The 15,029-nt window shown below is 53.1% G+C and carries 18 protein-coding genes; 10 read left to right on the top strand and 8 right to left on the bottom strand.

All coding sequences use genetic code 11. The features are described 5' to 3' along the window. Positions 1–26 precede the first annotated feature (26 nt). The 7 genes from ABJI30_RS10740 to ABJI30_RS10710 all read right to left on the bottom strand — a co-directional run bounded on the left by ABJI30_RS10740 (position 27) and on the right by ABJI30_RS10710 (position 6,700). Entirely contained in the window at positions 27–557 is a 531-nt protein-coding gene (locus tag ABJI30_RS10740) for a PadR family transcriptional regulator (RefSeq protein WP_348016694.1), read from the bottom strand. A gap of 174 nt (positions 558–731) precedes the next feature. Then, on the bottom strand, positions 732–2,090 hold the full coding sequence (locus ABJI30_RS10735; RefSeq protein ID WP_348016693.1) for an APC family permease: 1,359 nt from the start codon (positions 2,088–2,090) through the stop codon (positions 732–734). A gap of 39 nt (positions 2,091–2,129) precedes the next feature. Further along, the gene (locus ABJI30_RS10730) at positions 2,130–3,314 is read right to left on the bottom strand and encodes an amidohydrolase family protein (protein ID WP_348025428.1); all 1,185 of its coding nucleotides are present in this window, start codon (positions 3,312–3,314) and stop codon (positions 2,130–2,132) included. Between the two features lie 96 nt (positions 3,315–3,410). After that, positions 3,411–4,334: a hypothetical protein gene (locus ABJI30_RS10725; RefSeq protein ID WP_348016691.1), complete on the bottom strand. Its 924-nt coding sequence runs from the start codon at positions 4,332–4,334 to the stop codon at positions 3,411–3,413. A gap of 85 nt (positions 4,335–4,419) precedes the next feature. Continuing rightward, positions 4,420–5,019 carry a nucleotide exchange factor GrpE gene (gene grpE / locus ABJI30_RS10720; RefSeq protein WP_348016690.1) on the bottom strand — a complete coding sequence of 200 codons (600 nt, stop codon included), beginning with the start codon at positions 5,017–5,019 and terminating at the stop codon, positions 4,420–4,422. A 35-nt stretch (positions 5,020–5,054) separates the two neighbouring features. Further along, a complete protein-coding gene (hrcA, locus tag ABJI30_RS10715) occupies positions 5,055–6,095 on the bottom strand; it encodes a heat-inducible transcriptional repressor HrcA (RefSeq protein ID WP_348016689.1) in 1,041 nt (346 codons plus the stop codon). After that, positions 6,092–6,700 carry a hypothetical protein gene (locus ABJI30_RS10710; RefSeq protein ID WP_348016688.1) on the bottom strand — a complete coding sequence of 203 codons (609 nt, stop codon included), beginning with the start codon at positions 6,698–6,700 and terminating at the stop codon, positions 6,092–6,094. The genes hrcA and ABJI30_RS10710 overlap by 4 nt, the downstream gene beginning before the upstream one ends. Before the next feature lie 49 nt (positions 6,701–6,749). On the opposite strand from ABJI30_RS10710, the gene rph reads away from it, so the two are divergent. Both rph and rdgB read left to right on the top strand, forming a co-directional pair. Beyond that, a complete protein-coding gene (gene rph, locus ABJI30_RS10705) occupies positions 6,750–7,463 on the top strand; it encodes a ribonuclease PH (protein WP_348016687.1) in 714 nt (237 codons plus the stop codon). A 91-nt stretch (positions 7,464–7,554) separates the two neighbouring features. After that, positions 7,555–8,196, top strand: a complete 642-nt coding sequence (gene rdgB / locus ABJI30_RS10700; protein ID WP_348016686.1) for an RdgB/HAM1 family non-canonical purine NTP pyrophosphatase — start codon at positions 7,555–7,557, stop codon at positions 8,194–8,196. Between the two features lie 37 nt (positions 8,197–8,233). Here rdgB and ABJI30_RS10695 read toward each other — a convergent pair whose 3' ends face one another. After that, positions 8,234–8,806: a CAP domain-containing protein gene (locus ABJI30_RS10695; protein ID WP_348366686.1), complete on the bottom strand. Its 573-nt coding sequence runs from the start codon at positions 8,804–8,806 to the stop codon at positions 8,234–8,236. A 9-nt stretch (positions 8,807–8,815) separates the two neighbouring features. Between ABJI30_RS10695 and hemW the strand changes: the two genes are divergently transcribed. From hemW to ABJI30_RS10655, 8 genes are all read left to right on the top strand, one after another. Continuing rightward, on the top strand, positions 8,816–10,021 hold the full coding sequence (gene hemW / locus ABJI30_RS10690; protein ID WP_348016684.1) for a radical SAM family heme chaperone HemW: 1,206 nt from the start codon (positions 8,816–8,818) through the stop codon (positions 10,019–10,021). Positions 10,022–10,060: 39 nt separating this feature from the next. After that, positions 10,061–10,975 carry a tyrosine recombinase XerC gene (locus tag ABJI30_RS10685; protein ID WP_348016683.1) on the top strand — a complete coding sequence of 305 codons (915 nt, stop codon included), beginning with the start codon at positions 10,061–10,063 and terminating at the stop codon, positions 10,973–10,975. Between the two features lie 141 nt (positions 10,976–11,116). Continuing rightward, positions 11,117–11,650 carry a TetR/AcrR family transcriptional regulator gene (locus ABJI30_RS10680; protein WP_348016682.1) on the top strand — a complete coding sequence of 178 codons (534 nt, stop codon included), beginning with the start codon at positions 11,117–11,119 and terminating at the stop codon, positions 11,648–11,650. 93 nt (positions 11,651–11,743) lie between these two features. Beyond that, complete coding sequence (locus ABJI30_RS10675) at positions 11,744–12,781, top strand: NAD(P)-dependent alcohol dehydrogenase (RefSeq protein ID WP_348016681.1); 1,038 nt, start codon at positions 11,744–11,746, stop codon at positions 12,779–12,781. A gap of 76 nt (positions 12,782–12,857) precedes the next feature. Then, a complete protein-coding gene (locus tag ABJI30_RS10670) occupies positions 12,858–13,364 on the top strand; it encodes a nuclear transport factor 2 family protein (protein WP_348016680.1) in 507 nt (168 codons plus the stop codon). Between the two features lie 32 nt (positions 13,365–13,396). Further along, entirely contained in the window at positions 13,397–13,903 is a 507-nt protein-coding gene (locus tag ABJI30_RS10665) for a DUF3237 family protein (protein ID WP_348016679.1), read from the top strand. 114 nt (positions 13,904–14,017) lie between these two features. Beyond that, on the top strand, positions 14,018–14,584 hold the full coding sequence (locus ABJI30_RS10660) for a carboxymuconolactone decarboxylase family protein (protein ID WP_348016678.1): 567 nt from the start codon (positions 14,018–14,020) through the stop codon (positions 14,582–14,584). Between the two features lie 178 nt (positions 14,585–14,762). After that, on the top strand, positions 14,763–15,029 hold a 267-nt coding region (locus tag ABJI30_RS10655), incomplete at its 3' end, for a glutathione S-transferase N-terminal domain-containing protein (RefSeq protein WP_348016677.1).

The raw sequence follows: 15,029 nt of genomic DNA, 5'->3' as shown, positions 1-15,029 counted from the left end.
CCAATCTGCATCCGTGCAGACCTTGGCTATTTCAGCCGTTCGATCTTGCTCGCGGCCTCGTCAATAATTGCAGCGACTTCGAGAATCTTGTCAGATCCTTTTTCTTCGTCAGCCAGTCTGATCCGGATAGCCGTTTTCATGTTGCCGACCGCACGGCGGATTGAAGCCCCATCTGCGGCCTGCCCCATCTGAGCAACGCCATCGAGACGTTCCAGTATCCGGGCAATATGCTTTTCTTCTTCCTTGAGCAGATCTTTGCCAGCTTTGGTGATCGAATAGATTTTCTTGCCGCCGTCATCGACCTTTTCGTCGATCAGATCCATGTCTGCCATCAATGTCAGTGTGGGATAGACAATTCCGGGACTAGGCGCATAATGGCCGCCCGTCCGCTCCTCGATCTGCTGGATCAGATCATAGCCATGCCGGGGTTCTTCGGAAATCAGGTGCAACAGCACCAATCGCAATTCACCTCGCTGAAACATCCGCGCCCGGCGCTTGGCCTTGGCGCCTTCAAAAGCTGCCGCCGCGAAGGCGCGTGCAAATTTTTGTCCGTTCATACCACCCCAGCGCTTTCCCCGGCCTCGGCCGGGTCCACATTCACTATAGCTTGAATATCGCATAAAACATCCTCTTTTTATATCTAAACTATGTCTAAGATATATCTTTGTAAGCTAAAAACAAGGATTTGTCTGTCCAGTCCGTCCAATTGATTGAATTTGAAAGAAAGTTTTTTAGCGTGAAACCGGGGAATCTGAGAAGATGCTCAAATCCCGTGTGGTCAGATCGAGGTCCACACCCTTGCCTTTCATCTGCATGCGTCGGACCGGATAATAGGCAACCGAGATTAGCACCCAGACGAGAAGCGTGACCAGAACCGGCACTGTCAGTCCCTGCGCCAGAATGACTACTCCGATTACTACACTGATGGTCGACAATATAAAGAGCACCCAAATCCAAAGTGGACTTAGTGGGAAATTCGCATTCGCATATGCTTCGGGAAATCTTTTCGGAATCCGCGTGACAGACCACAATATGATGATCGTGGGCAAGGCCGTTGCAATGCCAACTGCGCGCGCGATAGAGTTGATGTCGAGGCCCAGAATTAGCGGCATGAGTCCCAGCACCAGCACGATATTCAGCATGAACCACGGGACGCCCTTGCTGTTCACCGTCCCAAGCTTTTTCGGTATCAACTGATCCCAGGCCGCCACCATGAAATTCCGCGGGACCTGCATGATCGAAGCATTCAGCGTCGTCGCCAGGGCAACTGCCGCTCCACCGATCAGGAAAAACGTCAAGGCCCAGCTTGGCAAAAAGGCCTGACCGGCCAGTGTCAGCGGCTGATCAATCATCTCGGTCCACGGCAGAACAGCGATACTGGCAAAGGCAATAAACGCGTAAATCAAACCAACCAGCAGGGTCGAACATATGACAACGAGCGGGATATCTCTGTGGGGATTTTTCATTTCCCCGCCCAAGGATACAATCGTCGTTGCTCCGGTTGTTGCAAATTTGAGGACAAACACGGCCGTCACAAATCCCAGTGCGCCATTGGGCATGGTCGGCGACAAATCGCTCATTTGCATCTCGGGTGCCGCAAATCCGACATAAATTCCAAATGCTGCCAGCATGACCAGAACAAGGATAGTTTGAAGAGCGCTGGCAATCCGAAGTCCCAGATAATTCAGCAGAAAGATCAGGACTATCATGACGATGCCCCAGCTATTTTGAGACAGGAACGGGAAGACCGGATTCAGATATAATCCGAATGCGCTACCAAACAGGCTGATGCTGACTACCGCGACCATCAGCACCAGAAACAGCGCAGCAGACCCGAACCAGCCGCCGCACAGCCGCGCGGGCCAGACATAATAGGCTCCGACCACTGGCAGCACCGAACCTGCGATCATCGCCAGCATGCTGGTCATCAACGCCAGTATCGATGCGCAGATATAAGCCCAGAACACGCCGGGCCCGGTCAAGCCAATCGCAACACCGGTCAAGGCAACGGCACCCGCACCGATCACCTGCCCTACGGCGATGAAAAGCACGTCCCAAAAGCCAAGAACGCGTGACAGCTGTTTTTGCATCAACGTTCGATCGCGATCCGGGTCCAGGAATAATCGTCTTTAATGGCTTCGTGCTTCGGGCCAGATGCGCAGGAAATTCTCCGTAAAGAAAGCATCTTTCGTCTCGTCACTGGCTGCCGCCAGATGGCCGTCAAACTTTCCGAGTGGATCACGTCCGCCCTCAACATGGGGATAGTCGCTGCTGAACATGTATAAATCGGCGCTCGATTGTGCGATCATGTTGGCGACATCTTCGTGCGGAAAGGGCGTGAACGCCATCTGGTCCGTGATCTGCTGAGATGGTGTGCGATCAAACTGCACACTCTTGTCGGCCCGACTGTAAATGCGGGTCAGATCATCCATCCGGCGGATCATCTCCGGCACCCAGCCCGCGCCAAGTTCTACCGCCGCACCGCGCAATTTCGGGTGACGTTCGAACAGACCTTCGGCAATCATCATGCTGATAAAGGTCTCGACCGCCTGATGCAGAACAAACGCGTCCTTGGTCCGAACATTCTCGCCGCCGCCCATCCAGTCCTTGACTGCCGCCCGGCCATTATTGCTCCAGGACTTCATCGCCTGCAGCGGAGAACCGCCGACATGGAACAGAAACGGCAACCCGGCTTCTGCCAATTTTGCCCAAAACGGCTCCAGATCGACATGGCCGCAGGAAAATCCGATCGGCGCGCGATGCGGGATCCAGACTGCATCGAGGCCGGCTTCGAGAACGAAGTCCAGTTCCGCAATGGCCATTTCAGGGACATCGAGCGGAACAACCGCCACGCCCAGCAATCTTGCGTCATCCGAGCAGAAATCTGCCATGTGCCGGTTATGCGCGCGGGTCGCCCCATAGCGCAATCGCGCCTCCGTCTTCGAACTGGGGTGAAAGGGCAAAGCCACGCTATGCGTTGCGAAAACCAGCTGTTTGCGGAACCCCAGAAGATCGACCGCCTTTGAACGATCAGACGAATTAAACGCCCCGAGTGCCTGTATTTCCTTGGAGCTTTTGATCAGATCATCGCCCAGCGCCAGCATCTCGTTTTTGTGATCTTCGCTATGCTGGCCGCCCTGATCCATGATGATAGCCACTTCATCGTCGGTGACGAGCGACGCGCTATAACTGACTTCGGGAATTTCGTCCCGCAATGCCGGATCCGCATAGGCCTTCAGAAAATCTGGAAGCTCCATAATATGACTGTCAGCGTCATAGATTGCACGATTTGCAGGCACATAAGTCACAGGCATCCTCCCGGCGGCTGATTGCCGCTTTTGGGGGAAACTAACCTAGTCGGGTGTTATGCACAAGCAGGGTGGTTTGCGGGCTGGACGCGGAAACGAAACTTAGTCAGAATTCTGCGTCATCCGATTGCAAACGCTCAACACCATCTCAGGTATTTTGGTTAGATCGTTGCTACCCTCAGATACTCTGTAATACCGGTCAACATCGTAACCAATACCGACGCCTCCCAGTCGAATCTGACCAGCATCTGCAATTTCATCTTGAACGTGGAATAAGTGACGTTCCATAAAACTGGGGCCATTTTCGCACAGAGTCGAATCGTCTACTGGTGCCCCATCCGATATCATTACGAGAATTTTCTTGTCTTCATCGCGCCGCTCGAGCCGCTTGACAGCCCATTGGATTGCTTCCCCGTCCACATTCTCTCGCAGCAACTGGGGGTGCACCATCGTCTTGATGCCAAGCTCTGAAAACTGACTATCAAATCGCTTGTACACGAGGTGCAACAGGTCATTTAGTCGTCCGGGGTATTTTACCTTGCCTTTTGCAAGCCAATCCACTCGAGATTGACCACCCTTCCACATCGACGTCGTAAATCCCAATATTTCAAAAACCAGACCGCGTCGTTCAAATTCTTGCGCCAGCCATCTTGTTGATGCCGTCAAATGCCCGATTTTTTCACCTCGCAAAGACCCTGATTGATCGATCAATAAAGTGATTGCTTGACCGCTAGCTAGCTGTTGCAGCTCATCGAGATCAGCTTGGAGCACCGCCCAATCGCGGCTGAGTTTCTCGAACAGATTCTCATATTCATCAACAGACGTCTGCCAATCGCCTTGCCCACCAAATCGCGGATCAATTGCATCAGGAACGAATTTCGCATCGGGTTTTTGTCTGGAATCAAGAAACTCGGGATATTCTACTGCATCCAGCTCAACGTCGAACTTCGTCGTGTAAATTTCATACGGAGTATCTTCTGGAAGGTCTTCAACAATCTCTGATCTTTTCAAACCAGTTCCAGTCATACGCCACAACAATACCGCCAAACCAGCAATGACGGCGAGAGCGAGAACCAGATTTAGATCAATTCCTTCGATAAACCCTATCCTGCTATTCCGGCTTCTTAGCTACGCCCACAAATGCAGGGCGCAGTAGCCGGTCCTTGATCATGTAACCGGCCTGCATTTCCTGTACCACGGTGCCCGGTTCATGTTCATCGGTGGGCACTTCAACCATCGCCTGGTGCTGATTGGGATCAAGCGGCAGTCCGACAGAGGCGACGCGCTTGATGCCGTTTTTCTCAAACACGGTTTCCAGTTCGCGGCCGGTGGCTTCGATGCCGCCGATCAGGCCTTTCCATTTTTCTTCGTTCTTGATTTCGGTCGGAATCGCAGCAAGCGCCCGTTGCAGATTGTCCGACACGCTTAAGATGTCGCGCGCAAAACCGGTCGCCGCGTAGGCGCGCGCATCCTGTGCGTCTTTTTCCAGACGCCGGCGAACATTCTGGGTTTCCGCCTGCGCATAAAGTGCCTGCTGCTTGGCCTCGGCCAATTCGTTCTCAAGCCCGGCAATGCGTTCTTCAGCTGTCGGCTCACCGGACGTATCTTCGCCCTCGCCGCCCTCTTTCATGCTTTCGGGTACACCGTCCAGCTCCGCTTCGGCTGCGGCATCAAGATTTTCATTTTCGTTTTCCGGCTTCGTATCAGTCATTTTATTCGGTCACTCATTTTAATAATCTGCCCAGTTTATTTCAGTAATCTGGACAAGGTTTGTGCTGTGAAGTCTACCATGGGTACGACCCGGGCATAGTTCAAGCGTGTGGGGCCGATTACACCGACTACGCCAACCACCTGTCCGTCCCCGTCGCGATAGGGGGCCGCTATCACAGATGAGCCGGAAAGCGAGAATAATTTATTCTCCGCGCCGATAAAAATTTTCGCCGCCTCGGCATCGCGGGCATTGTCGAGCAACCGCGATATTTCCTGTTTGCCTTCCAGTTCGTCGAGCAAATGCCGGACCCGATCGAGGTCTTCCAGTGCACTGTCTTCCAGCAAGTTTGCCTGCCCGCGTACTATCAAAACCGGCCGTTCCGAGGGATCCTGGGTCCAGGTGGCGAAACCGCGCTGCACCAGATCTTCCGCCGCCTTGTCAATCGCCATCCGGCCTTTTTGAATTTCGCCATCGAGCTGGTTGAGCGCCTGAGACAGGGTCAATCCGCCAAATCTTGCGCTCAGAAAATTGCTGGCCTCGACCAGAGCAGATTCCGAAATACCAATGGGCAAGTCCAGCACCCGATTTTCTACAGCTCCGTCCTGGGAAACAAGAATGGCCAGCCCCTGCCCCTCGGACAGTTTCACAAAACTAAACTGTTTGAGCAGCGGCTCGCGTTTGGGAACCAGCACCAGACCGGCACAGGAAGACAGACCGGAGAGCACCGAAGTTGTTGCCCGCAATGCCTCTTCCACCGGGCCATCTTCCGTGATCTGGCTTTCAATCGCATCGCGCTCCTGCTGCGACGGCTCAGCTGCCTGCATCATGCCATCGACAAACAGGCGCAAGCCCATCTCGGTCGGCATCCGCCCGGCGCTGGTATGCGGCGCGGCAAGCAAGCCGAGTTCTTCGAGATCCTGCATGACGTTGCGGATCGAGGCGGGCGAGAGCTCGAGGCCGGGTGCTTTGGAGATGGTGCGAGAGCCAACAGGCGCGCCGGATTCGAGGTAGGATTCGACCACGACGCGAAAAATGTCCTGCGCGCGGTCGGTCATTTCGGTGATTGGGGTGGTCATTCGTTTTCCACTACCTCATCAACGTTTCTGGACATAGATCCAAACCATTGATCTTCTGAAACGCCTTTCCTCAGTTTATTTGCAAATTCAAAATAGGATTTTCTCAACTGCTTTGTAACTGAGTTTTTGCAACCTGTATCGTAAAATGCATGACGAGTTTCACCATTCGAATACTTCCATTCCACGAACAACACCGTGTTATCCGTTATTCGGTCTTTGCAGTCATATCCCATTGTGAAAGAGCCCATCAGCCTTTCCCCTATTTCACTTTCAGAAAACGCTCTTGATTCAAGCGACCGAAGAGCTTTTTCAGCATATAGGAACTCTTCGGTACCAATGTTCAACTTTGCCCGTCGACCGGCCCCATGTGGCGTAAACGATCCTTCTTCAGAATCTTCAAAAATGCTACTTTCATCGATTAACTTCGATAGTTCTAGCTCAATTCCTCCACCCCATATTGAACCGTGCCCAACATATATATGCTGGGCTGTGCCAGTTTGGGGATTCTCCAAACGTTCAACGCAAGATGCCAGTACCACTACAACAATTGGAATCAGAACAACTTTAATGCTGGTCCTGACGTCGACTAATTTCAGTTGGCTCATTGCAACAATCTAGCTATCCCACCCCTTCAAAGCCACAGGAGAATCACACATGCGACCATCAGGCCGTGCGCCAGACGAAATGCGCGCCATATCTATCGAAACCGGATTCACGAAACATGCTGAAGGAAGCTGTCTGATCAGCTTTGGCGAAACGCGCGTGCTGTGCACCGCCAGCGTCGAAGAACGCATTCCGCCATGGCTTCGCGGCAAGGGCGAAGGCTGGGTCACCGGCGAATATTCGATGCTTCCTCGCGCCACCCATACCCGCGGATCACGCGAAGCAGCACGCGGCAAACAATCTGGAAGAACACAGGAAATTCAGCGTCTTATTGGACGTTCTTTGCGCGCAGTTGTTGATTTGAAAAAGCTTGGCGAGCGGCAGATCACGCTGGATTGCGACGTCATCCAGGCCGATGGCGGCACGCGTACCGCGTCGATTAGCGGTGCGTGGGTTGCCCTGCGGCTGGCGGTTAACGAACTGATGGATCAAAAGCTGATCAGCGAAGATCCGATAGAACAGAAAATCGCGGCGATCAGCTGCGGTATCTATAACGGCACACCGGTTCTCGATCTCGATTATGATGAAGACAGCAACGCCGGAGCAGACGCCAATTTCGTACTCACCGGTGATGGCAATATTGCCGAAGCGCAGGCCACGGCAGAAGGCGCCACCTATGATGAAGAAGGTTTGATGCGTTTGCTCCGGCTGGCGAAAATCGGTTGCGGTCAGGTTTTCGAAGCACAGGACAAGGCGGTAAGCTGAACCGTCATGCCAGCGCAGGCTGGTATCTCAGGCGCCAATACGCGATGCCCTGGACCCCAGCCTTCGCCGGGGTGACGAATATGAGGAACCTATGACACACCGCAAACTCGCGCCCGGCAAGCTGATCATTGCCAGCCACAATCAGGGCAAGGTTCGCGAAATCCGGGCCTTGCTCGAACCTTATGGTATCGAACCGGTCTCCGCTGGTGATCTCGACCTGCCGGAGCCCGAAGAAACCGGGACAACCTTTGCAGAGAACGCACTGCTAAAGGCGCGCGCCAGCGCCGAGGGCGCGAATTGCGTGGCGCTTGCGGACGATAGCGGTCTTTGCGTCGCTGCCCTGGATGGCCGACCCGGTGTCTATACCGCAGACTGGGCCGAACGGCAGTGGTTTGAGGGAGAAAAGGGCCGCGACTGGTATATGGCCATGGGTAAAGTGGAAGGAAAGCTGGCGGAACAAGGCCCGGATGTAGACCGCAGTGCCTATTTTACCTGCACACTCGCCCTCGCCTGGCCTGATGGCCATTCCGAGATTTTCGAGGGCCAGGTCCACGGATCACTGGTTTGGCCGCCGCGCGGAATCATGGGATTTGGTTATGATCCGGTTTTCCAGCCCAACCTGCAGGATGGAAACCATGACGTCACTTTTGCGGAACTTGATCCCGAGGCCAAACATGCGATGAGCCATCGCGCGGATGCGTTCAACAAACTGGTGGCAGCCTGCTTCGCGTGAGTTTCTGGATGAAAGCCAGTCGTCCGAACAGACCCGGCTAGGGTACCCGCTGGCCAATCACGTTCCCGGGAGGATTATAGCGGCAAACCAGCACATCGCGCCGGCTGTCAGACGCAATTCCGCACCCAATTCTGGTCGTGCTACTCCAGATTATCTGGGTATAATGCCCCACAACCGCGCCGTTGCGATTGACGTTGGGAAATATCCCGGGGACAAAATCAGCCTTTTCATTGATCCAGCCATCAACCATTTGCTGAAACGAGAAGAACCCGGCGGTTCCGGCCCAGAGGTTTTCACCCTGATTGGGTCGCGCTGATCCGGGGCTGTGTTCAAACCTGCCATTGGCAATCAAAACCTCTGCATATGCCTTGGCCTGACGGTTCAGATCCTCATCCAGCACCACCGGAGCTGCGCCGACTTCCGCGCGCGCCTGATTATGGGCTGTCAGCATGACATCCAGCATCGAACCACCTGGCGGAGTGGGTGTCGGTGTGGGCGTTGGAGTGGGCGTAGGTGTTGGGGTTGGGGTATTGGGCAGCGTTACCGGAGGTGAATCTCCCCCTTCGCTACCGCAAGAAACCAATGCCAGTACTGCTGATGCTTGCAGCAAGACGCGGCAATGCCTAGTGATTTTCCGGTGTCCCATATTATCTCCTCAACACAGAACGTAAACCAGACGGAATCAGACGCGCTTGCGCTCTACATCCACTGGCCGTTCTGTGTAGCCAAATGTCCCTATTGCGACTTCAATAGCCATGTACGTAGTCAGGTCGATTACGAGACATGGTTAACGGCCCTGTCGTTTGATCTTAGGCATGAACATCTTGTGAATGGCACAGGCCCGATAAGTTCGATTTTTTTTGGCGGCGGCACCCCGTCGCTCATGCCCCCTCATCTCGTCGCAAAACTCATCGGAGAAGCGGACCGGCTTTGGGGTTTGGAGGACGGTTGCGAGATCACTCTGGAGGCCAATCCATCTTCTGTGGAAGCTGCCCGTTTCACCGACCTTGCAGCAGCCGGAGTTAACCGTGTTTCCTTGGGATTACAGTCGCTTGATGATCAGGTTCTGGAATTTCTGGGACGCGCGCATGACGTCGCAGAAGGCCTTTCTGCACTCGACATTGCACAGCGCGTTTTCAGCCGCGTCAGTTTCGACCTGATTTATGCACGACCCGGCCAATCGGAGTCAGGTTGGGAAGCAGAACTTGGCCGGGCATTGAGTTTCGGGACCGATCATTTGTCGCTTTATCAGCTAACAATCGAACCCGGAACGCGATTTGAAACTCTGGTCCGATCAGGCGAACTGATCCCCGCTGATGATGATCATTGCGCCGATCTGTTTGAACTGACCCAGGCCATGACCGCCCGAGCGGGCCTGCCTGCCTATGAGGTCAGCAACCATGCAAAACCGGGTCAGGAAAGCCGTCACAACCTCACCTACTGGCGCTATGGCGACTATATCGGTATCGGTCCGGGCGCACATGGGCGGCGATTGAACAGCGCCACAGAGCGTCACAAGAAACCGGAAAATTTCCTGTCTGCCGTCGAGCGCAATGGGAATGGCCTGAAAGTCGAAATGACATTGTCCGCCGAAACACGGGCCGCAGAAGCGCTGATGATGGGCTTGAGGCTGTCAGAAGGCGTCAACCTCACGCGGCTGGGAGAGAAGACAGGCCTTGGAGTTTCCCGGATGATTGATGAACAAGCGGTGGTCCGGCTCGAAAAGCTGGGACTTCTTGAACGTACCGAAACGCATCTCACCATCGTTCCAAAAGGGATGCCCTTGCTGGATGCGATTTTGCCGGAAATCATCGCCTCCAATTGAACATTTGAGCCGGAGTCCCTCGCCTGCTAGTCTGACATCATGGAAAGTTCACGGACCCTGATCGAAAGCTGGACAAGGCATCTCACAGATGGTCGGCGGCGATCGCGTCATACGGTGCGCGCCTATGTCACCACCGCTGAGCGGTTCTGCGCTTTTCTGACGGAACATCTGGGCAGACCCATTGGCCAGCAAGAATTGCAGGCGCTCAAACCGGCGGACATTCGCTCCTATCTGGCATTTCGCCGCGCAGATGGGCTCTCCAATAACAGCGCCGCCAGGGAAGTTTCCGCCATTCGCGGTCTCCTCAAATTTGCCAGCGATAGCAAGGAGGAGGGTGAGCCCGCCAACATACCCAAAATGAAAGGCCCCAAAGTCACCCGCGGCGTCCCTCGTCCTGCTTCACCCGACGAGATATTGGCGATGGCAGAGGATATTGCCGACAATGCCATCGAGGACTGGGTCGGCGCACGTGACTGGGCCGTGATGCTGCTGCTTTATGGCAGCGGGTTGCGGATCAGCGAGGCACTGGATCTGACCGCCGGCTTGCTGCCGCTTGCCGACACGCTGCGTGTCACCGGCAAACGCGGGAAGACCCGCATCGTCCCCCTGTTGCCGCAAGTCCGCGATGCGATCGAACATTATATCGATCTTTGCCCCCATGTGATGGAGTCCGGGCAACCGATTTTTAGAGGCAAGCGTGGCGGTCCGCTTTCGCCCAATCTGGTCCGCCGCGTGGTTCAGCAAGCGCGCGAGAAACTTGGAATTTCAGACAAGACCACACCCCATGCCCTGCGCCACAGCTTCGCCACCCATTTGCTCGCCGGCGGCGCGGACTTGCGAAGCCTGCAGGAGTTACTGGGCCATGCGAGCCTGAGCAGTACGCAGGTTTATACCGCAGTGGATGCGGCACATTTGCTGGATGTGTACCAGAACGCGCATCCGCGCGCGGGTTGATCGGTCGTTAGGCTTCTTAAATCTCCTAGAAAGATAGCAAGAGAAGCCCGCAAAACTACTTTTTGGGAAAAATCAAAATCTTTGGGGTTGACTCTAGGTGCAAGTTGTCTATCTATATGTATGTAGATGAAAGCAATCACCATGACTGATACGAAAACAAAGATACTCGACCTTGCAGAAACATTGACCCAGACCAAGGGCTTCAATGGCTTCAGCTATATCGATCTTGCGAATGAAATCGGCATCAAGACCGCCAGCATTCATTATTATTTCAAGGCCAAGGATGATCTAGCCGCCGCGCTTGTCGAGCGTATTCATGAAAAGCACACACAAGGTTTTCAGGCTATGGAAGCGGGGCATGATACAGCTGATGCCCGGTTAAACGCACTAATCACCTATTTCCAAAATTACATCACCGATCAGAAATTCTGCCTGTGCGGGATGATGGCGGCGGAGTTGCAATCTGTCAGTCCGCGCGTTGCTAAGCTGGTGCAATCCTATTTCAGGGATTTCCAGGCCTGGCTGAAGCGTCAGTTTGAACAGGCCGGAAAAGAGGATGCTGATCGCCTTGCCATTGGCTTCTTGAGCGCATTGGAAGGATCGCTTCTGCTGGGCCGCCTCAACGGGGACCCGCAGGTCATTCCGCACGCGTTGCAAGATTATGTCACCAGCTAACCCCCCTTTTTTACCTTCAATATCTATTTATCTATAGATAGAACTACGCATCCCCCTCCCCCTAAAAAGTACTAAGTGAGATTAATAACCAAAATGACCAAAGCATATGCCTCTCTAAAACAAGCCGCCCGACTAAAACCGCTGGAAATTGAGCGCCGAGCCGTCGGACCCAATGACGTTCAGATCCATATCGATTATTGCGGTGTCTGCCACAGTGACATTCATATGGTGAATAACGACTGGGGAATTTCAGAATATCCGATGGTGCCTGGTCATGAAATTGTCGGCCATGTTGTATCTGTAGGTTCGGATGTGACGAAGTTTCAGGAAGGCCAGCGTGTCGGTGTTGGATATTTTGTCGACTCCTGCCGAACATGTGAACCCTGCAAGGCCCATATGGAACAATATTGTGAAAATGGCTTCAAAATGACCCATGGCAGCGAAACTGATGATCCCGGCGGCCTGACTTTTGGTGGATATTCTGACGCCATCATCGTTGATGAAGGCTATGTTCTCAACGTGCCGGAAAATCTGGACATGGCCAATGCAGCGCCACTGCTTTGTGCCGGAATCACGGCTTATTCACCGTTGCGGAACTGGGACGTAAAGCGCGGCGATATTGTTGGCGTCATTGGCCTTGGAGGCCTTGGTCATATGGGTGTCAAAATGGCACATGCGATGGGCGCTCATGTCGTCATGATCACGACATCCCAAGGAAAGGCAGTCGACGCAAAATCGCTTGGCGCAGACGACGTTCTCATCTCAACTGATCAAGCCGCCATGGCCGCCTGGGCCGGGAAGTTCGATTTCCTGCTCAACACCATTCCGGTTGCGCATGACATTGTACCGTACATGAGCTTGCTCAAACTGGACGCAACCATGTGTCTGGTTGGAATAGTGGACGAACTGGAATCCGTTCATACCGCCCCCCTTCTCTTCGGACGTCGCTCCGTGGCGGGCTCTTTGATCGGCGGCACTAAAGAAGCGCAGGAAATGCTGGACTTTTGTGGCGAGCACAACATCACCGCCGATATTGAATTGATAAAAATGAACGAGATAAATGACGCGCACAAACGAATGGAAAAAGGCGACGTCAAATACCGGTTCGTGATTGATCTCAAAACAATTTAAATAAATGCGTTTTGAAGACTTGAAACTTAATTTAATCAACTTACCTATTTATATATAGATAGATTGGAAGAAAACTATGAATTCGCTTTACCCCCTATTGCCTGTCACCGCGCTGCTGATGCTGCCGGTGACCGGTGCCGATTCCCAAACCTCAAATGAAAGGACTACCAATATGTCAAATACTGAAATTACAGCAAAAACCCAAGCAGACGAAGCGCATAGCTTCGCCGAATATGAAGCAATCGCAACTGCGTTGCTGCCTTATATTGACGCGGCCAAAACCGGTGATGGCGAGCTTAGTCGTACAGCATTTTATGACCACGCGCATATCGTGGGTTCAGTTGGCGGTGAGTTTTCTTATCCGGACGCCGACGCGTTTGCAGAAAACGTAAGCCAAATCGGTGCGTCTCCAGACGTGAAAAGCCGTATTGCCTGGATCGATATTTCCGGCCCGGCCGCCGCCGCCAAAGTTGAATTCATCAACTGGAGTGGCCTTCGATTCACGGATTTCTTCGTTCTCTACAAGACCGATGGTCAGTGGAAGATCAGCGGCAAAGTCTACGATTCCCACTCCAACAATTAATCCCCCTCTCCCCCAAAAAGAAAGTTATTACAATGACCAACTCAACCGCATTGGCGAAAGAACCAAGAACTCCTGCAGAAGCGGCAACAGGCGAAGAGCGTGCCGTAAAAATGGAAGAAATTTCTGTTGTAGCACTGCAGATAACCGATACCGTCGACTTCGGCACAACAATGGAAGACGTGATGTCAGGTGCTGTTACGCCTCCGCTATCTGGCACGCGGCTAAACATCGCCTTTGAAGGCACGACGGAAGGTGTGCTCGTTGGCACAATGACCGGTGTGGACTATTCGAATATTCGTGCTGACGGCCGCCTTGAACTCAACATTCACGCTGTGATCGTGACGCCCGAGGGTGACCAAATTGCTTATGAAGCAAATGGTGTCCTGGTTCCGCAGCCCGATGGCGTCGGAATTGTTCGCGAGGCAGCAAAGCTGACGACGACTTCGCCGAACTATGCCTGGGTCAATGGCTATACCTTCATTTCAGAAGGCACAGTCGACACAAACACCGGCAAAATTGACTTGGTTTTGTACAAATAAGTCTCCCACCCCGATGCCGATGTCTTTGCCGCCAGAGCGAAAGTTCGGCGGCAAAGTCCAAGACATAAACTCAACAACTACCCCCCTCTAACCTATGAAAAGAAAGAAAATATCATGACCAGTTTTCCAGTACATACACACGAAACCGCACCCGAAGGCAGCAAGGAAATCCTCACCAATGTCGAGAAGTCTTACGGTTTTCTTCCCAATCTGATGGCGACATTCGCGGAATCTCCTGCCGCTATCGAAGCCTATGCGGCCATTTCCGGCATTTTTGAAAAGAGCGATTTTACCGCCACGGAAAAACAGATTATATTGATGACCAATAACCGTCTGAACGGCTGCACATATTGCATGGCTGCACACACGACAATTTCCCAGATGCAAGGCGTTCCGCAAGATGTGATCGAAGCTCTGCGCGACGGTTCACCGGTTGAAGATCCCAAGCTCGAAGCGTTGCTGACTTTCGCTGCACAGGTGAACGAACAACGCGGTGTGCTGGATCCAGCCGATATCGATGCGTTCCTCGCTGCCGGCTATACCAAAGCCAATGTCCTAGAAGTGATTGTTGGTACGGCGATGAAAGTCATGTCCAACTACACCAACCATGTTGCCGACACACCTGTTGATGGTGCGTTCCAGGCCAATGCATGGACGCCTGATCAAAGCGTTGCAGCCTGATTGAAAAGAACCCGCTGCTGGCTAACGGCAGCGGGTTCTTCTTACCCAAATGCATATCAGCTTTGAACGGAGACCCCTTGTGTCAATCAAACTTTGAACACTACCCGTTTTCGCAAACGTGCTTTTGTAAGTCGAAGTCCCGCTCCTCAAAAATGGAGCCATCAATAGGAACAAAATAATGCTCGATAAAACAACAAATGCAGTCACCTCGGTAAATGACTTGATGATCGCAAAGCGTTGGCCGGCCAAAAACCCTGATATATTACAGCTCTATTCCCTGCCGACCCCCAATGGTCAAAAAATATCCATCATGCTCGAAGAAATCGGGATAGAATATGAAGCCCATAAGGTGCTTTTGAATGATGAAGGGGTTACAACACCGGAGTTTCTGTCATTAAACCCCAACAACAAGATTCCCGCGATTGTCGACCCCAATGGGCCAGAC

It is taken from the genome of Parasphingorhabdus sp. (assembly GCF_039968395.1).
In the GTDB taxonomy this organism is placed as follows: Bacteria; Pseudomonadota; Alphaproteobacteria; order Sphingomonadales; family Sphingomonadaceae; genus Parasphingorhabdus.
This window is presented reverse-complemented; position numbering and strand designations above follow the sequence as displayed.